A 22,509-nucleotide genomic window follows, 5' to 3' on the forward strand; every position below is an offset into this window, starting at 1 on the left:
CACCGTAACTTTAGTTAATTATTTAAAAAATAACAACTTATTAGAAAAAGCCGAAGGAGTGGCTTACATTGCTACTTTGGTAGACAACGCTCCGTCATCGGCTTATTTAAAGCAATATGCCGAAATTATCGCCGAACTGGCCTTAAGGCGGCGGCTAATTAACATTGCCGGTAAAATTGATAGCAGCGCCCGCGATGAAGGCAAAAAAATTGATGAAATCCTTGAAGATATTGACAAAGCTTTATATGGCCTTAACCGTAAATTAAACGATTATAAACCTTCGTCAGAGCTTGTTAAGGCCACCATCAACACCTTAGAAGAACGCAAAAACAGTAAAGCTTTGTACACCGGTATCCCCAGCCGTTTTACCCGCTTAGATGACATGTTAAGCGGCCTGCAAAATGCCGAAATGATTGTGATTGGAGCGCGCCCAAGTATGGGCAAGACGGCTTTTGCTCTGTCTATCCTCGATAACATTGTAACCCGGCAAAACGATGAAGTTATCGCCGCCGGCTTTTTTAGCCTCGAGATGAACGGCGAGCTGCTGGTGCAGCGGCTTATTGCCTCACGCGCCCGTATCGATGGCAACCGTCTTAAACGGCCTAACCTGCTCTCCACCAAAGACTGGGCGGCGATGGACGATACCGCCTCGTTACTTTACGAAGCTCCCATTTTCTTTGAGGATACACCCAATATCTCCCTTAACAATCTACGCAGCCAAGCCCGGCGTATGAAAGCTAAAGAGAATATTAAAATACTTTTTATCGATTATTTAGGACTTATCACCGTTGAAGAACGTACTTTGCCGCGCCATGAGCAAATGTCGCTGGTAAGCCGCAGCATTAAAGGACTGGCGCGCGAGCTTAATATCCCCATTGTCGTAATGGCACAGCTTAGGCGCGATGCCGAAGGTAATGAGCCCGGCTTGGCCGATATTCGCGACTCGGGCAGTATCGAACAAGATGCCGATGTGGTAATGTTTTTACATCGTCAACGTCCTAAAGGTGATGAAGAAAGTTCATCTGAAGAACTGTTGGAGACACAGCTGATTGTGGCTAAAAACCGTAATGGCCCGGTAGGCACAATTAGGTTGGCCTTTACACCGCGTTTTGTGCGTTTTGACAACCTAGAAAGAGATTAACTATGCTTAGCTTTAACGAGGCCAATAAATTATTGGTTAAAGCCGGCTTAGCCTTACCGCAGGAAACGGTGCAAAAACTTATTTTACACGCCGAAGAGGTAGAAAAGTACGGGCAGCTATTAGGTTTAACCAAAGCCAGCGGCCGCGAGTTATGGCTAAAGCACACTATAGATAGTCTATTAGCCTTAAATTTTATCGACGGTTTAAACCCACAAACTATCTTAGATGTAGGCAGCGGAGCCGGCTTTCCGGGCTTACCATTGGCCATAACCCGCCCAAACATACAATTTACTCTAGCCGAACGCAAGCAAAAAAGGTTAAGTTTTTTGCAGGGAACTATCGCTTTACTCAATATTGCAAATACAAAATTAATAGATGATATTTACAATTTTAACGGAAAAGTTGATGTCATTACCTTTAGAGCCTTTAGCCCTATCACTTTAAAGTTGGTAGATAGCCTTAAACCTTATTGTAAGCAGTTAGTAGCCTATACTGGCCGCTTAACTACCGCCGGCGAGCAGGCCCAAAGCCTTCACAAGGCCGGCTTTACAGCTAACACCGTTCCTTTAATTACCACGAATGAAGAACGAACTTTATTGTGGGTAAACTTTTAAAGAAAAAAGGTACTTAACGTACCTTTTATTTTTCCATTAACCTCTTAATGGTAGCTAAAGTTTGCACCTCTAAGCTTGGCTTATTTTTACCATTACGCAGAGGTTTAAACATACGCCTTTGTTTGTAACTTTCATCTTTCCTGCGGTGTTTAGACATAATAATTCCCCTTTAAACCAGCCAACTGTCGGATTCGAACCGACCACCCACGGATTACAAATCCGTAGCTCTACCAAATGAGCTAAGTTGGCTTGTCTTTTTAAGCATATTAAGCTATTATCGGGGTTATGTCAAGGGCTAGTACAAAAATTTGGCTAACCGGCGCCAATGGCTTACTGGCTAAAGCCCTTAAAACCGAGTTAAGCGATTATCCTCTTCTCACCACCACGCATAAAGAGCTGGATATTTGCCATATTAATAAATCTAAAAATTTTATTACCAATAATAAAATAAATATAATTATAAACTGCGCCGCCTTTACCCAAGTGGATAAAGCCGAACAGCAGCCGCAGTCGGCTTATGCCATTAACAGTTATGCCGTTAAAAATTTAGCTTCATTAATGGCGCAGCAAGGAGGAAAGATTATCCACTTTAGCACCGATTACCTCTTTGACGGTCTAAAAGAACAGCCTTACAATGAAACCGATAGGCCTAAACCGTTAAATATTTATGGCCATAGCAAGTTACTAGGCGAGCGCTATTTGCATAAAATTTGCCCAAATTCGGTAACTATCCGTACCTCGTGGTTATATGGCGATGGTGGCAATTCTTTTGTGCATAAAATTTTAAAGCAATTAGACAAACCGCAGATTAACGTGGTGGCCAATCAGCTGGGCAGCCCTACTTACGCTAATTCGCTCGCTAAAGTTATTCCTTATCTTTTAGAGAGTAATTTAAGCGGTATTTTTCATTATAGCGCTTTTGGCACCACATCGTGGTATAACTATGCCTGCGAGATTATGAAGCTAACGTCCCCTAACCAGCTTTACAAATTAACTCCTATTAACGGCAGGCAACTAACGCAAGCAAAGCGTCCTTTTTGTAGTGTTTTAGATAAGAAGAAAATTTTAAAAACTTTACCGATTAAAATTAACGATTGGCAAAGTGAGCTTACTGCTTTTTTAAAAGCGGCCAAGCTTTATCCTTAGCGCTAACTATCGGCCGGCTTAGCGGCCAATTAATAGCCAAAGCCGGGTCGTTGTAGTAAATGCCGGCCTCTGCTTCGGGGTTATAGTAATTGCCGCACTTATAATAAATTATGGCATCTTCTAAAGCCGCATAACCATGCGCAAAACCGGCCGGCACATAAATAGCTTCGCCGGGCTGCAAATAAACGCTATAAACTTTACCGTAATAAAAACTATCGGCCCTTAAATCTATCGCCGCATCAAAGATATGACCGGCCAGTAAAAAAATTAATTTACTTTGGGCATAAGGCGGCAATTGGTAATGCAAACCTCGTAGAACATTTTTGTAGCTTTGGGCATAATTATCCTGTACAAAGGTATCAATTATGCCGATATGAGCAAAGGTATTAGCACGGTATAATTCAGCAAACAAACCACGCTCATCGAGGTGCTGTATATTTTTTATTAACTTTAAGGCGCCATCTTCATTAATATTGACAACGTTCATCTATTCGTGAGCAAGTTCGTTCAGCTTAGCCTCTACCTCACCTAACCTTTCAGTTAGTTTTTCAAGGCTCTTCTCAATGCGTCTCTTCTCGGCTTCAAGCCGTTTTAAATTTTCTTCCGGTTTAACTTTATGCTCACGGATAAAACTGCGCGCCTCATCTTGGCTTTTGCCCTCTTGCAGCATTTCTTCCACAAACTGCCTCTGCTCGGGGTCTTTTAAGCCGGAGGCAATTTTCATATTATCAAAACCGATTTTGGGGTCAATGTCTAAGGCAAAAACCTTCATAATCGATTTAGCTTGCCCGCGCTGCATAGTAAGCACCCGCTCGACATAATCTTCAAAACTGGTTTGGTGGCGCTGACATAAATCGAGAGCTTCAATTAACAAACGGCCAAAATCTTTCATTAAATTGCCGTTCTTAGCTAAATATTGCTCTTTAATTTTTTTAGTAAGCTCCACAAATTCGTGCTCGCTATCAAAAATATTTTTATAAAGTTTAATTTCTTCAGCTTTATTTAAAAGACCATGCAAAATAGTACGATAGGCAATGGTATGGGCGCGTTTAGCGCTTGGCCGCTCGTAATTTGGACTGTTAAAATGCACATGGTGAGCATATTCGTGAATAGCGGTGTACAACAAACTATTGTCGTCTTTAAAATTTAAATTATGAATTAATATTTCCATAGTTTCCGGCTTGTAAAGGCCATTCACTTTTTGACTGGTTTTACCAGAAAAAATAACACTAAACTCCGGCACATTGCTCTCTAAGCTTAATAAAGCTTGCTTAACATCGTTCTGATTCATTAAGTCCCCAAATTATATTTAATTTGCATATTAATTATTTCGTCTATCATCGAATGCGTAGCCAACGAAACATTGATAAATTCTACGGCTAGTTCTTTTTCGTCGTTACCTTCTTTTACACGCAAAATTTTAACATCTACATAAAATTGAAATTTACTTTCCGGCGTATTAAATTTTACAAATAACGACACCATTTCGTTTTGCTCAAAACTCTCGCTGGCCGCACAAGTTAAATAGGCCCCGCCGGCCGAAATATTTAATATTTTAGCCTCGATATTTTTACGGCCGTTCTTACGTGATATACGCAGCTCCAGCGGCCAATCAACCCGCTTAAAGGTACGTAAAACCCCTTTAGCTTCCTCTAAAACATGGGTTATATCCTCAAGGGTGTTGGCGTTTTTAATGCTAAGTTTACGCGCTACCTCTTCGTTTTGCCAATAAATTACCGGTAAGGCCGGGTTTAGTTTATACAAAGCCGAAGCTACGGCGCTAATTTCATCGAGGCTGCCGGAAATTATTAAAGCAAAGGTGGCCTCTTGCTGGTCGATAAAAAAACTAAAAACATCGTTACGGTGCTGCAACTGATGGCAGCTATAAGGTAAATTAGCTAACTCTTTGGTTTGCTCGCTTAAAAATTTTTTCTCAAAATCAACTATCCCAACGGCTTTATAATTTTTAACCATTATAACCTCCTTACATAAAAGCAAACTCCAACAACAAAGCGCTATAACGTACCGTTAAATCGCCGGCATGGGCGGTTTCGGCACGCTGCCATACTTCATCACTAGGGTCTCCCCATAACCAACTGGGCAGCCAAACACCTTCATCGTTCATAGTCTCCAACAAATAAGAAAGACTTGCCTCGACATGGCCGGCTAAATCGCGATACAAAAAGGCGTTTTTACTGGGAGCAAAGATGACCGGTAAATCACCAAACTCTTCCCAATCTTCCACTTCTAACGAAATATTTTGTAAAGCTTTGCGCCTTAATTCTTCGCGCAGCTGCTCTTGCACAAGCGGCGGAACATTTTCATAAAAATACAAATAAGCTAAAAGCTCTTTAGAGGATAAATGCTCGGCCTTAAGTAAATAATCAACTGCCAGCTTGGTAAGTTCCTCGAGTTTTTCAAAATTAACTTTGTATTTATAAAAACCGCCCAATATTTCTACTGTAGGCACGGCCCAGCTTATCGCCATACTACCGTCTAACCAAGTAGAGTTTTCGTGCTGCATTTCTTCTTCGGGTAACGGCCGCCAGCCTTTGTAATTATCGTCATAACTATTTCTATAATAGTTAAAAGCTTTAAAGGCCATAGCGTTTGTATCTACCTTTATTTCTTCCATAATCCTAAAGGCTACCGCAGTACTACGCGGGTTAGAAAGGGCATAAACCATTTCCGGGTCTAGGCCGCGCCCAAAACCGCCATCACTATTTTGATATTTCTCCAGCTCGGCCAGCACCCGCTTACCGGTTTCATCACCCAACAGATAATTAAACCTAAGTAAATCTAAATTACGCCCTTTAGTTTGCAAATAATTACGTGTTTTTTCACGGGTATTTTCAACAAACATATATCCTCCCCATTAAAAGAAGCTAATCGAATCGTCTTCTTCAATATTAGTAACACTTACCGCCTCATCTTCGGCTTGCCCGGCATTTTGTTCAGCTTCAGATTGTTGCTGATAAATATTGTTTAACAGCTGCTTTTCATCATCGCGCTTATTTTCGGCCAGCAAGGTAAAGTAATTGGCCCCTTGCTTAATCATCGTAGCAATGTTATGATTTTTAGCCACCGCCTCACCGGCAGCGTTGGTTCTTTCTACTATTTCGCTGTTATCTTGCTCTACTTTATCCACCATTTTGCGCAGTTCAACGTCGGTTTTATTTAATTGGTCAATTATCTCGTAAGTTTTAGAGCCCGATTCGCGCATTTCTTCGGAACGCGTTTTTATCTGCATTGTAATACCATTGATACTGCTTAACGAATTAACAATTTCTTTACTGCCGCTATTTTGCTCAAAAAGAGCCTCTTTTACCACCGTTACCCGCCCGGTAAATTCATCGATAATTTGATGGATAGAGCCAAAACTTTCATCAACGGCTACTTGCGCTGTGGTAATCCGCTCGATAACCGAAAGGGTATCTTTTAAATTTTCATCGCTTATTTTCATTTGGTCCGACGAACTTTGGGCTAAATTGCGAATTTCGCTGGCCACAACGGCAAACCCCTTACCCAACTCACCGGCGTGAGCGGCCTCGATGGCGGCATTCATCGCTAGTAAATTGGTGCGGGCGGCAATATCGGCAATTATTTTATTGGTATTAATTAAGGCGGTCGATTTTTCTAAAATATCTTTAATAAATTTATTAGATTCTACTACGGCTTCGCGGCCCACATCGTCGGCCTTTTTAAGCAAGAGCATTGTTTTATTTACTTCGTCCATGTTACCATCAATGCTTCTGATGTTGGCGGCCAGTTCTTCTACCGCTACCGAAGACTGCGAAATATTGATAGTTTGCTCTTCTATCAATTTTACTACCGTATTAATACGATCGGCCGTTTCTTCTATATGTTCTTTGGCGGTGCCCTTTAAAGCGCTTTGCTTTTGGATAGCCGTGCGCATAGCATCGATACTGTTACTAATAATCATAACTTTATCTTTAGTAACCGCAACCGCCTTGCCGCTGGCCACACTATTGGCTTGCAGCTGAGTAGCGCCATCTTGCAAAGCCCCCAAAATAATACTTACCTGATTATCCACCTGCATTAAACGCTCATTTAACCGGTTTAACTCGTAAATAAATAATTTTTTATCGTTATACTCCGAAAAATCGCCTTCACTCATCGCTTCGCACTGCCTAACAACGGCATCAAGCGGTTTAAGCAAATAACGTTTAAGCACAAAAATTAAAGCAGTTGCTATAACTATAATAGAAAAGACAAAAAATAAGTTAGCCATCGTGGAACGGGCCACAAAATCGGAGGTATCTCCTACACTTATTAAAATAGCCCCTAAAGTTTGCAGCCGCTGCCCGGCAAAATATTGCCCGCTGCGCACAAAGTAAGAAACATGGCTGCCGGTAATATTAAAGATAGAACTTATATTGTCTTCGCTCAGCGCTCCAAGCGGATTTTCGCCCGGTGCATTAGAGCCCATTATCCCTCTGGTACTAGCATTAAAAAGATAGGTACGCCCGCTGGGGCTGGCTTGCTCGCCGGTATTTAATAACACAAAAAGGCTATTATAGTTAATAACGGCATGCAAAACGCCAACCAGCTGCCCCAGTACAAAAACGGGAGCCACAACGGCTTGCTCCAGCTGGCCGCTATTGGGATTAACATAAGGGGGAGTAACCATAGTAGAGGTAGACGGAGGCGTCCGCCTAGAAAAAGCCCCGTACCAAAAGGCGCCGTCATGGTTAAACCCCGGCGGCATAACTGGAGAGGCGCTGCTTACAAAGTAACGCGGATTATCGGTTCCCTGCAAAGCCGTTTCGACATAAGTAAAAGAAGCAATTAGCTCGCCGGTGCTGGATTGTAAAAAGGGCCTGATATTTTCGGTTTGTAAAGCCGGTATGGCCCTAGCTACCGCATCGGTTAACGCTATACCCCTATCAACAAAAGAATTTATATGGCTGGCAAAAACCCTAACGTGGCTTTCGGCGCTAACTTGCATATTTTGATTAATTAAATCTTGCTGCCTAAAAACCATTGCTAAAAACACCAATAAAATAACAACAACAGTAATTATAACCAGCGAAGTTAGCCTAACAGTTAAACCTTTCATATAAACTTCCTTAACCAACCATTTAAATAAATAATACTTTAAACTTATCGGCAAAAATTGGCATTATATGTATTAATGAAAGACAAAAAGCTAGCAAATTAACGGTAAAATGCCTAACTACTTTATACTAGATTGCCACCGGTGAGGATTGAACTCACGACACATGGATTTTCAGTCCATTGCTCTACCAACTGAGCTACAGCGGCTACAAAAGATAGTTTAGCCCAAACAGCCCGGTTGTGTCAAGATATTTTTAAAAAAAAGTTGCTTATTGTTTTAGGGAGGTTACTTGCCATTTGTGTCTTAATATGCTATGCTAACGGCTAATCTATGTCTTTAAAAACTTTAGTTATTTTTACCAATATCTTATTTGCTGTCATCATAGCCTCGTTATTTAGCGTACCGGTTATTTTACACTTATACACCGGGCTGTTTATTTCTTCTTTATTAACGATAAATTTTATTAGCCTAGCTTTTTTGCTGCCCTTTATAGTGGCCGTTAATCTTTATTTTTACCGTTACCGCACCTTTTTAGCTTTGCTTTTAAAAGAAGATTGGCAAACCCTTTATTTGTTTTTAACCGATACCCTGCTTAAACAGCAAAAAGTAAAGTTTTCTTACATAAAACATTATTTTTATACCGCCATTTATCTTAATGCTAATATAGAGCTTGCCGGCCTAGAGCAAGTTATCAGCCAAAAGCAACCTAAACTTTTAGCTAAAGTGGCTTACTTATTAACTCCCTTTTACCTTAGCCAAAGCGAGGCCGAACAAGCCGCTTGGTTTGCTAAAGTTACCCCTTTAAAATGTAAACATGCCGGCTATATTAGCTGGTGTTATGCCTTTTATTTAGTTAGTATTAAAGAATTAACCCAAGCCGAAGCTATACTTACTCCCCTATTGTTAAATAAGCAAAGCAAAGATATTGTTAAATTGATGGCGGCTTTTTTATTGGCCGGCTGCAATTATAACAATGAGCAAGCAGCGGCCGTTAAAACCGATTTAAAAAAACTAACCAAATTAGAATGGGATATTTTAATTACCAAAAAACTTAAAAAAGGCTATTTACAACTTTTTATGCTGCGCCCTTTTATTAATAGCGCTTTAAATTGGCTATACAGTAACTAACCCCATCATAAATTACCCGCCCAAAGTTTTTACCTTACTGAATTTTATAGCTTTAATCACCGATTAATAATAAACAGCTATGAAAAAAATTTTAGTAATTGTTTTGCTACTATCAACTTTAAAGGTACAAGCCGCCATTTTAATTTATGGGGTAATTAACCCCAACCCTACGGTGCGCGATTTTGAAGGCTATAATATTATAGAAGAAGTTTTTATGTCGGCTTTGTTTGAGCAAAATATTGTAAGCTTTAACGAACGTGATGGCCGGGCTAACTTTTACCTAGAAAATGCCCTGTATTCGGCCCGTTTAATGGGTACGTCTTTGGTTATTGTGTGGCAATTAAACGCGCATGTTTTAAGCGGCGCTCTTTACACGGCAGATGGGGCTAAACTGGCCGAAATAACCACCGAAGCGGCTAACCCTAGCCCCCATAACTTAACTTTAGCGGCTAATCAGGCTATTAACTATTTAATTAACAACCTGCCTTAAAAAGGAATACTAATGCGAAAGATTTACTTACTTTTTTTATTAATGTCTTTATCTTTTCCTCTTTTGGCTAATATCCCCAGTACGGTGTATCGGGGGACTTCCCAGCTTTTTACCGAACTTTACGAAGGGAAACCCGAAAGTGATGAGCTTTTTTTTGCTAAAGGCAGCTTCCCCGTAGGTACTATTATCGAGCTTAGGCGGCAAACGGCGGCCGGCGCTCTTATCGCGAACTTAATTATAACCGAAACCATCGATTTAGGCCCTTACACCTTTATCATTTCGCCGCAGGCGAGTAATTATTTGGGAATAAACCTAAGCCGCAGAACTAATATTCATCGCTTTGACGGCAGAGAGATACGGCTTTATTCCTCTTTATTTACCTCAGATTTTTTTACGGATAACGTCATCTTACCCGGTAACGAAACGCCGCCTCCGCCGCCGCCATCGCTGCCGTTCACTTTTTTTGACCCCTATATTGATGACCTCATTCCTTTAATTAGTGCGGTGGAAGATGCAAGATATTTACTGCCGTTAGATGATTATATCGATGAGCTGGTGCCGCTAACACCCGGCCTAGATTTTGATGACTTTGACGATTATATTGATGGCTTAATCCCACTAATCCCTCTGGAAAGTTTTGACGACTTAGATGATTACAGTGATAACTTAATCCCTTTAACGGTTATTGATAACTTTGACGGCCTTGACGATTATACCGATGGCTTAATCCCGCTAATCCCTCTGGAAAGTTTTGACGACTTAGATGATTACAGTGATAACTTAATCCCTTTAACGGTTATTGATAACTTTGACGGCCTTGATGACTATCTTGATGGGTTAACTCCGCTAATCCCTCTGGAAAGTTTTGACGACTTAGATGATTATAGCGACAACCTCATACCTTTAACGGTTATTGATAACTTTGACGGCCTTGATGACTATCTTGATGGGTTAACTCCGCTAATCCCTCTGGAAAGTTTTGACGACTTAGATGATTACAGTGATAACCTCATACCATTAACGGCTATCGAGGACTTTGACGGCCTTGATGATTATGCCGATGGTTTAATCCCGTTAATCCCCCTGGAAAGTTTTGACAACCTTGACGATTACAGTGATAACCTCATACCATTAACGGCTATCGAGGACTTTGACGACTTAGGTAGTTATATCGATGAGCTAATACCGCTAACGCCTGCGGATAACTTTGACGGCCTTGACGATTATGCCGATGGCTTAATCCCGCTAATCCCTCTGGAAAGTTTTGACGACTTAGATGATTACAGCGACAACCTTATACCATTAACGGCTATTGATAACTTTGACGGCCTTGATGACTATCTTGATGGGTTAACTCCGTTACTGCCGGTTGACGATTTAGGCGGCCTATCTAACTACTACGATAATTTAATACCGTTGCAGCCCTACGATGACTTTGACGACTTCGATTTTTATAACGATGGGTTAATGCCTTTAATACCTATCGATGATTTTGACGACCTTGATGATTATCTTGATAGATTAACGCCGCTGCCGCCTATGGACGATTTAGATGGCCTTGACGGTTACCTTGATGACCTAACGCCGCTGCCGCCTATCGATGATTTAAATGGCCTGCCTAATTACTATGACGATTTGCTGCCGTTATTACCTTACGACGATTTTGATGACTTTGGCGACTATAACGATAATTTAATCCCCTTACCGCCTACACCATGGTTACCCGACCTAAGCGACAGTGTTGAAGGTGGTTTAGACTCGGCCGAAAACCGCCCGGCTATCGACGATAGTTTACCTAGCTTAGCCGATTTCTTAGACGATTTTGATTACTTTATCGATGACGCCATACCGCTGCCGTTACCGCCTCCGCCGGTAGAGCCTAGCGTTACGCCGCCAACCACCCAAGCCACCGGCGGCCTAACCGACCAAGTGCTTAACTCGGCGGCCTTTAGGACTTTATCGGCAGCCGACCAAGCTTTACTGCGCAGCCATCTTAGCGATAGCTTAACGGAGGATTTCAATTATATTCAATTAACTGCCTCCAGCGATTTAAACAATTTAATGACCGCTCTAAGACAGGTAGCCTCCGTGATGCCCGATGTTACCGTACAGCCTGTTATCGGCAGCGATGGCAATATCCACTATCGTTTACTTACCGGCAGTTACTTTGTTGATGAATTAGGTGTGCTGGCGGCCCGTGCCCGCCAGCTTGGCTTTAGAGATTTTGCCCTTTTAAGGTAACAATTACATATGCAAATAATTAAAGCTAAAGTTATGGGTTATTGCACAGGGGTAAAACTAGCCATTAATAAGGCCGAAGCGGCCTTACGGGAAGGGCCGGTTTACTCACTGGGGGCGCTTATCCACAATAAAGCCGAAATGGAGCGGCTTAAATTACTAGGCTTAAAAGTAATTAACGCTAACGAAGTACCGCCGGCCGGCGCTACGGCTATGGTTAGGGCGCATGGGTTACACCCCCAAAAACGGCAAGAACTATTGGCTGCCGGTGTTACCTTAATAGATGCCACCTGCCCTTTTGTGCTTAATAATCAACACACTTTGCAAAGTTATAACACTAACGGCTACTTTGCCATTATCATCGGCCAAAAGGAACACGCCGAAATTACGGCTTTAGTGGGCTTTAGCCATAACTATGTGGTTATTTCTACAGTAACAGAGGCCGAACAATTAGTTACTTTGGCCCCAAAGATTGTCGTTATGGCGCAAACCACCTTTGATAAAACAAACTACGAGCACATTAAGGAAGTTTTAGCTAACCGTTACACTCTTGAAGCGCCGCCGTCTATCTGCCCGGCTCCTCTTAGCCGCTTAAAAGCTCTCGAGGAGTTATCTCCTTTGGCAGAGGCTTTAGTTATTATCGGCGATAAAGATAGTGCTAACAGTTTAACTTTATGCAATAAAGCTTTGTCTTTAAACAAAAATAGTTTTCTTGTAGAAAAGGAATCAGATTTTGACAAAATATTTTTAAAAAATTATCACACTATTGGGTTAGCCGCTAGCGCCAGCAGCCCCAGTTGGCTAATTAATAACCTAGAACTTTTTTTACAGGAGGATTAACTATGAAAGTTACCTACAATGGCCTAACCATTACCGACGAAGAAACCACCATTCAGAGGGTTTACGAACTGCTTACCGCCGAACTTAGCAACGCTAATGTAACCTTTAGCACTATCGAAAAAGCCATACAAAGCTCACTTTGCGTTTCGGTGTACGATGGCAAAGATTTAGTTGGTTTTGTGCGTGTTATCAGCGACTACAGCGCCGTAAGCATTATCCTTGATGCGGTGATAGACCCCAAATACCGCTCACGCGGCGTTGGCCGCAAACTTTTTGAGTTTGTACATAATCACCCGCGCCTAAGGCACACCGCTAAGGTGTTATGGACTAACAACGGCGAAAAATTTTTTACCGCACTTGGTTATGTCCCGTTAAGCGGTACTTTATTAAGTCTTAAATAACGATTAACGCTACAGGGAAAAAATGGATAAGCAATTACAAGAAAAAATTGATTATTATCTAAAACACGAAAGTTATCAAAAATTTAAAGATGAAATAATAACTTTACTTAAAGATGATAATTCAAATGAATTAAATGACCGCTTTTACCGCGAATTAGAGTTTGGTACCGCCGGCCTGCGCGGTAAAATTGCCGGCGGCTTAAACCGCATAAATAATTTTGTCATAACTAAAACAACACAAGGTATCGCTCATTATTTACTTAAAAATAACCCGCAAGCTAAGGTGGTTATTGGCTACGACCCGCGCCACTACAGCCGGCAGTTTGCTCAGCTTACGGCCGCTATTTTGGCGCAAAATGGGTTGCAACCTTACCTTTTTAAAAATATTTGCCCTACACCGGCCCTTGCTTTGGCTACCGTCCACTATGGGGCCGCTTTAGGCATAATGCTTACCGCCAGCCATAACCCGCCGGAATATAATGGCTATAAAGTTTTTGCCGCCGATGGCAGCCAGATAGTAAGCCCCATCGATAAAGAAATTTTAAGCGAAATTGAGCGGGTAACTATGCCGCAGCCGGCAAATTATGATAGTTTAGTAGCCCAAAATTTAATTAAATTAATTGATAACGATTTTGATGAGCTTTATTTTAATATGGCCCTTAATATCGTTGATAGAGATATTTTTACACAAAGCAAAAATTTCAAGGCTGTTTATTCGGCTTTGCATGGGGCGGGAGCACCTTACGTGGAAGAGCTTTTTAAGCGGCTTAACAGCCCGCTTATCGTGGTGCCCGAGCAAAACGCAGGTGATGGCAACTTTCCTACCGTAAGTTACCCTAATCCCGAAGATGAAAGCGCCCTTAAATTAGCTCTCAATCTTGCTAAAAAAGAAGCGGCCAATTTAGTGCTGGCCACCGACCCCGATGCCGATAGATTAGCCATAGCTTACCGCACGAAAGATAACGACTATGCCGTTTTAAACGGCCATCAGGCAGGAGCTTTACTGGCCAATTATCTGTTATTTAAAGCCGGTAAACAAGGTATAGATAGACAAAATATCTTTATCGTAAAATCTATCGTTACCGGCGAACTGGAACAAAAAGTGGCTTTAAGTTACGGCGCCGCCTGTTATAGCGCCTTAACCGGCTTTAAATGGCTGGCACAGACTATGCGTGAGCAAAACGCACAAGGGAAACATTTTATTTTAGCCAACGAAGAGGCCATTGGTTACCTTGTGCACAGCGCTTTTAAAGATAAAGATGGCATTACTGCCGCTTTAATTGCTTACGAAATGGCCCTTTATTACCAGCTGGCCGGCAAAACTTTAGGTGATGTGTTGGAAGAGTTATATCAAAAATTTGGTTATTATGCCGATTGGCAGATTAGCCAAAATTACGAAGGCGAGGCCGGTCTTAAAATAATGCAAGACATTATGACTAAGCTGCGGCAGCAAGGGTTATCTTATATCGGTGCACAAAAAGTAATGCAAAGTTACGATTATTTAACCGGCGCCCTTAACGATAACGGCCAAATTACCGCCCTTAACTATGCCAAAAGTAACGTTTTACAATTTGTTACCGAAAACGGCAGCCGCCTTTCGGTACGGCCAAGCGGGACGGAACCAAAAATTAAATTTTATCTTTCGGCCGTCGTTAGCCCTTACAACGAGACAAAAGACAAATTAAAAGCAGATATTTTTTTAGATGATGTTAAAAAATTAATAGCTAATTTATAAAATTAAGAGTAAATTATTAAATTTTAAGGAGAAATTTATGAGAGTTTTAGCAATCAACGGCAGCCCGCATAGTGATGGCTCCACCTATAATGCCATTAAGTTGGTAACCAATCAATTAGAGGCCGAAGGAATTAGCAGCGAAGTGCTGCATATCGGTACCAAACCCATTAGCGGCTGTCTTGCCTGTGGTTTTTGTAGTAAGCAAGCCGAACCCAAGTGCGCCATCAACGGTGATAGTGTCAACGAAGCGATGGCCAAAGCTAAGGAAGCCGACGGCATTATTATTGCCTCACCGGTGCATTTTTCTGGGATTGCCGGCACCATGAAGTGCTTTTTAGATAGATTCTTTTACGCCGGTGTAAGCAATTTGTGGTACAAAGTTGGTTTTGCGCTCTGCGCCGTGCGCCGCAGCGGCGGGGTAACCACCTTCGACCAATTAAACCACTATCTTGCTTACGGTAATATGGCCATTGCCGGCGGCCAATATTGGCCGGTGATTCACGGCCTAAAAGATGATGAAGTGCTGCAAGATGCCGAAGGAGTACAAAACCTTAAACGTGCCGGCAGTAATATGGCTTGGTTAATTAAAAACTTACAAGACACCACTCCGCCGGCCTTTAACGAGCAAAGAATATTTACTAACTTTATTAGATAATTAAAAGTTGAGAACCAAGAGTTGAGAATTAAAATATCGTTTAGGTACGTAATTCTTGGCTCTCAACTAAAAATTAAAGTTTAGCTAAATTATCCACAGCCTCTTGGTTGTTAGGGTCGGTACCGTAATGCCTATCTTGGTCCATTAAGCTAATTTGCTCCATATCGTCATCGTTAAGGCTAAAATCAAATACCTCAAAGTTTTCTTTAATGCGGCTAGCCGTTTGCGATTTAGGAATAACATTAACCCCGCGCTGGATATTCCACCTTAACATCACTTGAGCGTTACTTTTACCATATTTATCGCCGATAGCTTTAATGGCCTCGTTGGTAAGCAAATCACTTTTGGCTTGCCCCAGCGGCCCCCAAGCTTGCATCACAATCCCTTTAGCGGCTAAATATTGCCTATAACTTTCTTGCTGCAAATAAGGGTGGCACTCTACTTGGTTAATCACCGGCACTTCGCTACTATTATGCAGCAGGTGGTCAAGGTGGCTTTTGGTAAAGTTACTTACCCCAATGGCACGCATCTTTTTTTGGCGATAAAGCTCTTCTAATTTGTGCCAAGCTTCAAGGTAACCATCAACCGGCCAGTGGATTAAATACAAATCGACATAATCTAGCTCCAGCTTATCCAGCGATTCTTGATAGGCCTCTGCCACCCTCCCCTGAACAATATCGCGCGACCATAGTTTAGTGGTAATAAATAAATCTTCGCGTTTTAAACCGCTTTTTTTAATGGCGCTGCCTACGGCCTCTTCGTTGCGGTAAACCGTTGCCGTATCCAGCATACGGTAACCCGTTTGCAAAGCCGTTAAAGCGGCTTCTTCGGCATTTATATCTTTATCAAGCTTAAATAAGCCAAAGCCCAATATCGGTATAGTTACGCCGTTGTGAAAGGTTTGATTTATCATCATTTGCTCCTTAAAATAAAATTTATTTAATTATATTGTGAGGTAAAATGATAGTTTTGGCAAGAGGTTTTTCATAAAAAATGTACAGAGTTTACTCCATAAACAGATAATTAATCGCTTCATCGGCCGTTTCAAAAGGTTTAATCTCTAATTCTTTCAGCACTTCGGCAGGAATATCCTCTATATCGCGCTGATTGCGGCTGGCAATTAAAATGGTTTTATAGTGGTGGCGATGAGCGGCCAAGCTTTTTTCCTTAAGGCCGCCAATCGGCAGCAGTTGGCCCGAAAGGGTAAGTTCACCGGTCATTGCTACATCATCGCGCATTTTTTTACCGGAGATAGCCGAGTACAAAGCGCTGGCAATGGTAATACCGGCGCTGGGGCCATCTTTAGGAACGGCGCCTTCCGGAGCGTGGATATGCACATCTTTACCCTTAAAAAATTCGGCGTCAAAGCCCTCTTTTTCCATATAGCCTTTAATAAAGCTGTAAGCAATATGGGCGCTTTCTTTCATTACCTCACCCAGTTTACCGGTTAAATCCAACTTGCCGCTGCCGGCCACCAAATGCGCCTCGATGGGCAAAGCCACGCCGCCGCGTTCCGTCCACGCCAGCCCCATCGCCATACCCACGTGCAACGAAATTTTTTCTTCGGTAAATTTAATTTTTCCCAGTAAATCAAATAACTTATCCTTATCAATATCTTTATTAATAACTATAGCGTTAGGTTCATCTAATTGCTCTAATTCGGCACGTATAAGTTTGCGTACCATACGGCCGGTCTCGCGCTCCAGCTCGCGCACGCCGCTTTCTTTAGTGTAACTGCGGATAAGACCGTAAATAGCCTCATCACTTAAATTAATCGTAGAGCCCTCTAAGCCGTTTTCTTTAAGCTGTTTCGGCAGTAAAAAACGTTTAATAATTTGGTATTTTTCCAGCTCGGTGTAGCCCGACAGCTCGATAATTTCCATTCTATCTAATAACGGATAAGGTATCCCCGCTAAACTATTGGCCGTAGCAATAAATAGCACCTGCGATAAATCGAACGGCAGCTCGAGGTAGGTATCGGCAAAACTTTTATTTTGTTCGGGGTCTAAGGTTTCCAGCAGCGCGCTGGCCGGGTCGCCGCGGTGGCTATCGGTAGACATTTTATCGATTTCGTCCAGTAAAAAAACCGGGTTAATCGATTTTATTTTTTGAAAAGATTGAATAATTTTGCCGGGCATACTACCTAAATAAGTACGGCGGTGGCCTTTAATTTCGGTTTCATCACGCACACCACCCAAGCTAAGGCGCACAAAATCGCGCCCTAAAGCTTTAGCAATGGCACTGGCCAAACTGGTTTTACCTACACCGGGCGGTCCGACAAAACATAAAATAGGCCCTTTAGCGTAAGGGGCTACTTTGCGCACCGCTATAAAATCTAGGATACGTTCTTTGGCCTTTAATAAACCAAAGTGGTCTTGGTTAAGAATGTTCTCGGCCTCTTTAATGCTTAGCGTATCACCGGTGCTTTGCCCCCAAGGCAAATCGGCCACTACCTCGAGGTAGGTGCGCAAAGTGGCCGCCTCCGGTATCATCGGTTGCAGCCGCCGTAAATGAGCCAGCTCTTTTTTTAATTTACTGCTAATTTCTTCGTTAAAGTTAAAGCCGGCAAATTTTTTCTCCAGCTCATCGGCCCCAGTTAAATCTTCTTTACCGTCATTAAGTTCGTGATTAATCTCTTTAAGCTGCTCTTGCAAATAATAATCGCGATTACGTTTGGCGATGCGGCCCTTAATACGCTCGTTTATATTGCGTTTTAAAATATTAATTTCATTTTCATTATCCAGCTGTTTTAGTAATAAAGCAAAACGTTCTTGCTCATCGGGCAGCGAAAAAATATCTAATTTTTTATCTAGGCTTAAATCGATGGCGATTAAAATTTTACTAAATATTTCGGCCGGTTTTTTGCTTTTTTCTAAACTTAAAACTAGCTCTTTAGGCAAATTACTTTCTTGGCTATACAGAGCAAACGATTTCTTTAAATTAGTGCTTAAAGTTAAAACTTGGTCATCTTTTACGTAAGGTTCTTTTTGGTAACGGGCATAATTAAAACCGTCTTGATTATTAACGGAGGCTATTTTGACCCGCTCTATACCCTCTACCACCAAACGCTGCGGCCCATCGGGCATTTGCAGGCCCTGCAAAACGCGGCCAAGCACCCCGTAAGGCCGTATACCAACGGCATCTTTAGCGGCGTAAGCTAAAACACACAATTTACCCTGCAAGCTCGCGGCCAGCTCGTCTTCACTTTGCATAGGGCTGGCCACACTGCCAACCAGACAAGGTAAAACCAAGCTATCCTTAAGCACTATTAATAATGCTTCGTCCTGTATCTCTCCGCGCAGCCTTCCTAATATTTTCATTGTTATGGTAAACCTTTAAGCGCTATTCTTTTTGCTTTCGTGGATTAAATTAGGCCACTCTTCTTGCATTTTAAGCGGGTCGGTTATAATAACTACTTCGCTGTTATTTTTTATAACATCGGCCGTTACAATAACTTTTTTGGGCCCTTTAATACTCGGCAAGCTAAACATAATATCGTTCATAGCTTTTTCAACAATCGCCCGTAAGCCGCGTGCTCCAGTTTTACGCTCTATCGCTTTATCGGCAATCGCCTCAATCGCCTCTTCTTCAAAATATAAATCGGCCTCATCTAAAGCAAAACTGGCCTGATACTGCTTAATAATAGCATTTTTAGGTTCGGTAATAATTTGCTTAAGGTCGTCTTTGGTAAGCTCGTTTAAAGCCACGTTAATAGGCAAACGGCCGATAAACTCCGGGATTAAACCAAATTTAATTAAATCGTCCGGCTCCAGCTCACCGTAAATTTGCTCTAAATTTTCTTTACCTTCGCCGCTCACTCCAAAACCTAAACTGCCGCTGGACAACCGGCGCTCTATCACCTTACTTAAGCCGACAAAAGCGCCGCCGCAAATAAACAAAATATTACTGGTATTAATTTTAAGTAATTCTTGATTAGGGTGCTTGCGGCCGCCCTGTGGCGGTACGCTGGCCTCTGTGCCTTCAATAATTTTTAATAACGCCTGCTGTACTCCTTCGCCGGAAACATCACGCGTGATACTTACATTTTCGCCTTTACGGGCAATTTTATCAATTTCGTCAATATAAACGATACCGTGCTCGGCGGCGGCAATATCGTTATCGGCGGCCTGAATTAACTTAAGTAAAATATTTTCCACATCTTCCCCCACATAACCGGCTTCGGTTAAAGTGGTGGCATCGGCAATGGCAAAAGGTACGTTAAGTTTTTTAGCCATAGCTCTGGCCAATAAAGTTTTACCGGTACCGGTAGGGCCGATGATAAGCACGTTGGCTTTTTCTAGCTCCACCTCGTTATCATCAAACTTTTTTTGGCTGCGGATACGTTTATAATGATTATAAACCGCCACACTTAAAGTTTTTTTAGCCTGTTCTTGCCCTACCACATATTCATCAAGGTAGGCCTTAAGTTCTTGCGGGGTAGGGATAGGCGCACTTTCGGCCGTAAGCTGCTCTTGCTTTTCGCCTTCTTTGGCCAGCATATCAAGACAAACCTTTAAGCACTCATTACAAATGGCCGAAGAAGGGCCTGCCACCAAGCGCCGCTTTTTATCGCCGGCTTTACCGCAAAACGAACAATATTGCATCTCTTTATCTTTTTTCATTAAACTTTATTTTCCTCGCCACAAAAACTAGCTGCCTTTGCGGATAACCTTATCGGCTACTCCGTACGCTACCGCCTCTTCGGCACTTAAATAAAAATCGCGCTCTAAATCTTTAGCTACTTCGTCATAATTTTTGCCGCAATTCTCGGCCAAATAACCGGTTAATAACTTTTTTAAACGAATAATCTCTTTAGCCGTAATGCCAATATCGCTGGCTTGGCCGCCGGCTCCGCCCCACGGCTGGTGCATCATCACCCGGCTGGACGGTAAACAGTAACGTTTACCTTTAGTGCCGGCGCTAAAAAGCAAAGCCCCCATACTGGCCGCCTGCCCTAAACAATAAGTAGCAATATTACTTTTAACAAATTGCATTGTATCGTAAATAGCAAGACCAGCCGTAATACTGCCGCCCGGACTATTGATGTACATACTAATTTCTTTTTCGGCCCCTTGACTTTGCAAAAACAGCAGCTGCGCCACTACGGCATCGGCCATTAAATCATGAATTTCGCCGTCAACAAAAACGATACGGTCTTTTAATAGCCGCGAATATATATCGTAAACTTGCTCGCCGTTACCGGTTTGCTCTACCACCCGCGGCACAGAATATCCATAATAATTATTCATATTAACTCCATATTTTATTAGTTAATAAATTAAGCCAAATCATCTTGCTGCCGTAAAGCTTGTTCTTCTTTATTAACCAAATCGGCAAATTCGCTTAAAGTAAGTTCTTTAACCTCTAAAACTTTAGCGCTGCTGCTTAGCAGCTCGATAGCTTTTTTCTCCAGTAAATCGCTCAACAAAAAGGTTTCAAAGTTAGGGCCTAACTGCCTTTTAAGTTCTTCTACCGCCATATCATGTTGACCGGCCAGCTTCACGGCTTCGGCCTCTACTTCGTCGGGAGTGGCTTCGATATTTTCTTCCTTAACAATGTTGGTAATAATAAGCCGTCTTTTGATGGCCCTAATATTATCTTCGCGCCAAGTAGGCGATAAAGCATCTATATTACCGCCCAGCATTTTAAGTAAATTCTCTTCGCTTAAACCGCTTTGAGCCGCCAGTTCGCTAAAACGCCGTTCGGTTTCTTGGGTAATCATACTTTCCGGAATATCAACTTCAACTTTATCAATAAGTTTAATCATAATTTCGTTAAAACGTTTATCACTAGCGGCTTGCTCGGCGCTTTGGGCTAACTTAACGGCAATATCGGCTTTTAAATCGGCTAAGTTTTGATATTTTTCGCTAATATCTAAGGCAAAATCGTCATCAAGCTCGGGGATTTTCCGCTCTTTTATCGAGGTAAGAGAGGTTTTAATTTTAACGGTACGGCCGGCTAAATCTTTAAATTTATGGTCGGCGGCATAACTTTTAGTAATAATTTTTTCTTCGTTTTTAGCAAGGCCAATCACTTCATCGTCAAATTCGTAAAAAGTATTACCTTCGCCAATGGTAAAAGCAAACCCTTGCCGCTTGGTGTCCTCTATCTCATTACCGGCATCATCAAGCTCGGCATAGTTAGCCGTTACCACATCGCCTTTAGCGCTTACCCCAGTTTTGTCTACCGCTAAGGCATTTTGCTGTTGCAGCCGTTCCAGCTCTTTAGCTACTTCTTCGTCATTAACTTTAACGGTGTAACTATTGGCCGCTACCTCTTTATAGTTAGGGGTGGTAAACTTTGGCTCTACATCGATGGCTAAAGTAAATTGTACATCGTTATTAAAATCGAAGCTAAGTTCTTCTTCATTTAGTAAAGCGGGGCTGCTATAATATAAAGGCTGCTGCTCCATCGTTGGCAACACCTCTTGAAAACTTTGCTGAATAAGATTATTTAAAGTTTCGGCCTTAATGGCCTCGCCATATTTACTTTCCATTACCGCTAAAGGCACTTTACCGGGCCTAAAGCCATCGATACGGGCCTCTTTACTATATTTAGTAAGCAACTGGTTATATTGTTTTTGCGCCTCGTTAGCAGCTATTACTAACTTAATTTTGGCCTGCGATTTTTCGTAACTAATATCTTTTTGGCTTATCACGATAGTTATTCCTTTACTTATTATACTTAAAACTATTTTAGCTTTTATATTATGAACTATTTTAGGGGTTTGGTCAACAACTATGCTAAGTTATAGCAGCAAAAAACGTAGATTAAAAGTAGGCAGATATTTAAGAAAATTAATAATTAAGAACTAAGAATTAAAAATTGAAAGAAACTAGTTCTTAATTATTACTTTTTAATTCTTAATTTTTAAGGCAACTATCCCTTTATAGCTGCCAAATGTTTGTACAAAGCTGTACCACAGGCCAAACTTTTAAATTTTAGCTTTACTTTAGGCCCAAGCTATGCTAAACTAAAACTATGAAAAAAATATTAACTATAGCTTTATTACTAATAGCTATAAATGCACAAGGGCAAGGC

General features: G+C 41.7%; 20 protein-coding genes and 2 tRNA genes. 10 read left to right on the plus strand and 12 right to left on the minus strand.

What is annotated here, in order from left to right; all coding sequences use genetic code 11:
- A partial coding sequence (locus FWE37_03955) for a replicative DNA helicase (GenBank protein MCL2520142.1) occupies positions 1-1,141 on the plus strand: 1,141 nt, incomplete at its 5' end.
- Positions 1,142-1,143: 2 nt separating this feature from the next.
- Positions 1,144-1,755 (plus strand): 16S rRNA (guanine(527)-N(7))-methyltransferase RsmG, encoded by a 612-nt coding sequence (rsmG, locus tag FWE37_03960; GenBank protein MCL2520143.1) that lies wholly within the window; start codon positions 1,144-1,146, stop codon positions 1,753-1,755.
- Between the two features lie 176 nt (positions 1,756-1,931).
- Here the strand turns inward: rsmG and FWE37_03965 are convergent.
- Positions 1,932-2,004: transfer RNA gene (locus FWE37_03965), tRNA-Thr, on the minus strand.
- 36 nt (positions 2,005-2,040) lie between these two features.
- On the opposite strand from FWE37_03965, the gene rfbD reads away from it, so the two are divergent.
- The gene (gene rfbD / locus FWE37_03970) at positions 2,041-2,901 is read left to right on the plus strand and encodes a dTDP-4-dehydrorhamnose reductase (GenBank protein ID MCL2520144.1); all 861 of its coding nucleotides are present in this window, start codon (positions 2,041-2,043) and stop codon (positions 2,899-2,901) included.
- Here the strand turns inward: rfbD and rfbC are convergent.
- The 6 genes from rfbC to FWE37_04000 form a co-directional block, all read right to left on the minus strand.
- A complete protein-coding gene (rfbC, locus tag FWE37_03975) occupies positions 2,864-3,388 on the minus strand; it encodes a dTDP-4-dehydrorhamnose 3,5-epimerase (GenBank protein MCL2520145.1) in 525 nt (174 codons plus the stop codon). The genes rfbD and rfbC overlap by 38 nt on opposite strands.
- Positions 3,389-4,192: a hypothetical protein gene (locus tag FWE37_03980; protein MCL2520146.1), complete on the minus strand. Its 804-nt coding sequence runs from the start codon at positions 4,190-4,192 to the stop codon at positions 3,389-3,391.
- Positions 4,192-4,875 carry a PilZ domain-containing protein gene (locus FWE37_03985; GenBank protein MCL2520147.1) on the minus strand — a complete coding sequence of 228 codons (684 nt, stop codon included), beginning with the start codon at positions 4,873-4,875 and terminating at the stop codon, positions 4,192-4,194. Before FWE37_03985 ends, FWE37_03980 begins: the two co-directional genes overlap by 1 nt.
- 10 nt (positions 4,876-4,885) lie before the next feature.
- The gene (locus FWE37_03990) at positions 4,886-5,764 is read right to left on the minus strand and encodes a hypothetical protein (protein MCL2520148.1); all 879 of its coding nucleotides are present in this window, start codon (positions 5,762-5,764) and stop codon (positions 4,886-4,888) included.
- 12 nt (positions 5,765-5,776) lie between these two features.
- Positions 5,777-7,981, minus strand: coding sequence for a methyl-accepting chemotaxis protein (locus FWE37_03995; GenBank protein MCL2520149.1), 2,205 nt, complete (start codon positions 7,979-7,981; stop codon positions 5,777-5,779).
- A gap of 133 nt (positions 7,982-8,114) precedes the next feature.
- Positions 8,115-8,187 (minus strand) — tRNA-Phe (locus tag FWE37_04000).
- Positions 8,188-8,311: 124 nt separating this feature from the next.
- Between FWE37_04000 and FWE37_04005 the strand changes: the two genes are divergently transcribed.
- The 7 genes from FWE37_04005 (at position 8,312) to FWE37_04035 (ending at position 15,468) form a co-directional block, all read left to right on the plus strand.
- Positions 8,312-9,109 carry a hypothetical protein gene (locus tag FWE37_04005; protein ID MCL2520150.1) on the plus strand — a complete coding sequence of 266 codons (798 nt, stop codon included), beginning with the start codon at positions 8,312-8,314 and terminating at the stop codon, positions 9,107-9,109.
- Positions 9,110-9,188: 79 nt separating this feature from the next.
- Positions 9,189-9,599, plus strand: a complete 411-nt coding sequence (locus FWE37_04010; protein ID MCL2520151.1) for a hypothetical protein — start codon at positions 9,189-9,191, stop codon at positions 9,597-9,599.
- Between the two features lie 12 nt (positions 9,600-9,611).
- Complete coding sequence (locus FWE37_04015; protein MCL2520152.1) at positions 9,612-11,840, plus strand: hypothetical protein; 2,229 nt, start codon at positions 9,612-9,614, stop codon at positions 11,838-11,840.
- Between the two features lie 9 nt (positions 11,841-11,849).
- Entirely contained in the window at positions 11,850-12,677 is an 828-nt protein-coding gene (ispH, locus tag FWE37_04020) for a 4-hydroxy-3-methylbut-2-enyl diphosphate reductase (GenBank protein MCL2520153.1), read from the plus strand.
- Positions 12,678-12,679: 2 nt separating this feature from the next.
- Positions 12,680-13,078, plus strand: coding sequence for a GNAT family N-acetyltransferase (locus FWE37_04025; protein ID MCL2520154.1), 399 nt, complete (start codon positions 12,680-12,682; stop codon positions 13,076-13,078).
- Positions 13,079-13,100: 22 nt separating this feature from the next.
- Positions 13,101-14,813 (plus strand): phospho-sugar mutase, encoded by a 1,713-nt coding sequence (locus tag FWE37_04030; GenBank protein ID MCL2520155.1) that lies wholly within the window; start codon positions 13,101-13,103, stop codon positions 14,811-14,813.
- A 37-nt stretch (positions 14,814-14,850) separates the two neighbouring features.
- On the plus strand, positions 14,851-15,468 hold the full coding sequence (locus FWE37_04035; GenBank protein MCL2520156.1) for a flavodoxin family protein: 618 nt from the start codon (positions 14,851-14,853) through the stop codon (positions 15,466-15,468).
- A 73-nt stretch (positions 15,469-15,541) separates the two neighbouring features.
- On the opposite strand, the gene FWE37_04040 is transcribed toward FWE37_04035, so the two are convergent.
- From FWE37_04040 to tig, 5 genes are all read right to left on the minus strand, one after another.
- Entirely contained in the window at positions 15,542-16,384 is an 843-nt protein-coding gene (locus tag FWE37_04040; GenBank protein ID MCL2520157.1) for an aldo/keto reductase, read from the minus strand.
- 88 nt (positions 16,385-16,472) lie between these two features.
- Positions 16,473-18,788: an endopeptidase La gene (lon, locus tag FWE37_04045; protein MCL2520158.1), complete on the minus strand. Its 2,316-nt coding sequence runs from the start codon at positions 18,786-18,788 to the stop codon at positions 16,473-16,475.
- Between the two features lie 15 nt (positions 18,789-18,803).
- Positions 18,804-20,090, minus strand: a complete 1,287-nt coding sequence (gene clpX, locus FWE37_04050; protein MCL2520159.1) for an ATP-dependent Clp protease ATP-binding subunit ClpX — start codon at positions 20,088-20,090, stop codon at positions 18,804-18,806.
- Between the two features lie 27 nt (positions 20,091-20,117).
- Positions 20,118-20,717 (minus strand): ATP-dependent Clp protease proteolytic subunit, encoded by a 600-nt coding sequence (locus tag FWE37_04055; protein ID MCL2520160.1) that lies wholly within the window; start codon positions 20,715-20,717, stop codon positions 20,118-20,120.
- A 29-nt stretch (positions 20,718-20,746) separates the two neighbouring features.
- The gene (tig, locus tag FWE37_04060; protein MCL2520161.1) at positions 20,747-22,126 is read right to left on the minus strand and encodes a trigger factor; all 1,380 of its coding nucleotides are present in this window, start codon (positions 22,124-22,126) and stop codon (positions 20,747-20,749) included.
- Positions 22,127-22,509: the final 383 nt, after the last annotated feature.

This window comes from Spirochaetaceae bacterium (assembly GCA_009784515.1).
Classification (GTDB): Bacteria; Spirochaetota; Spirochaetia; order WRBN01; family WRBN01; genus WRBN01.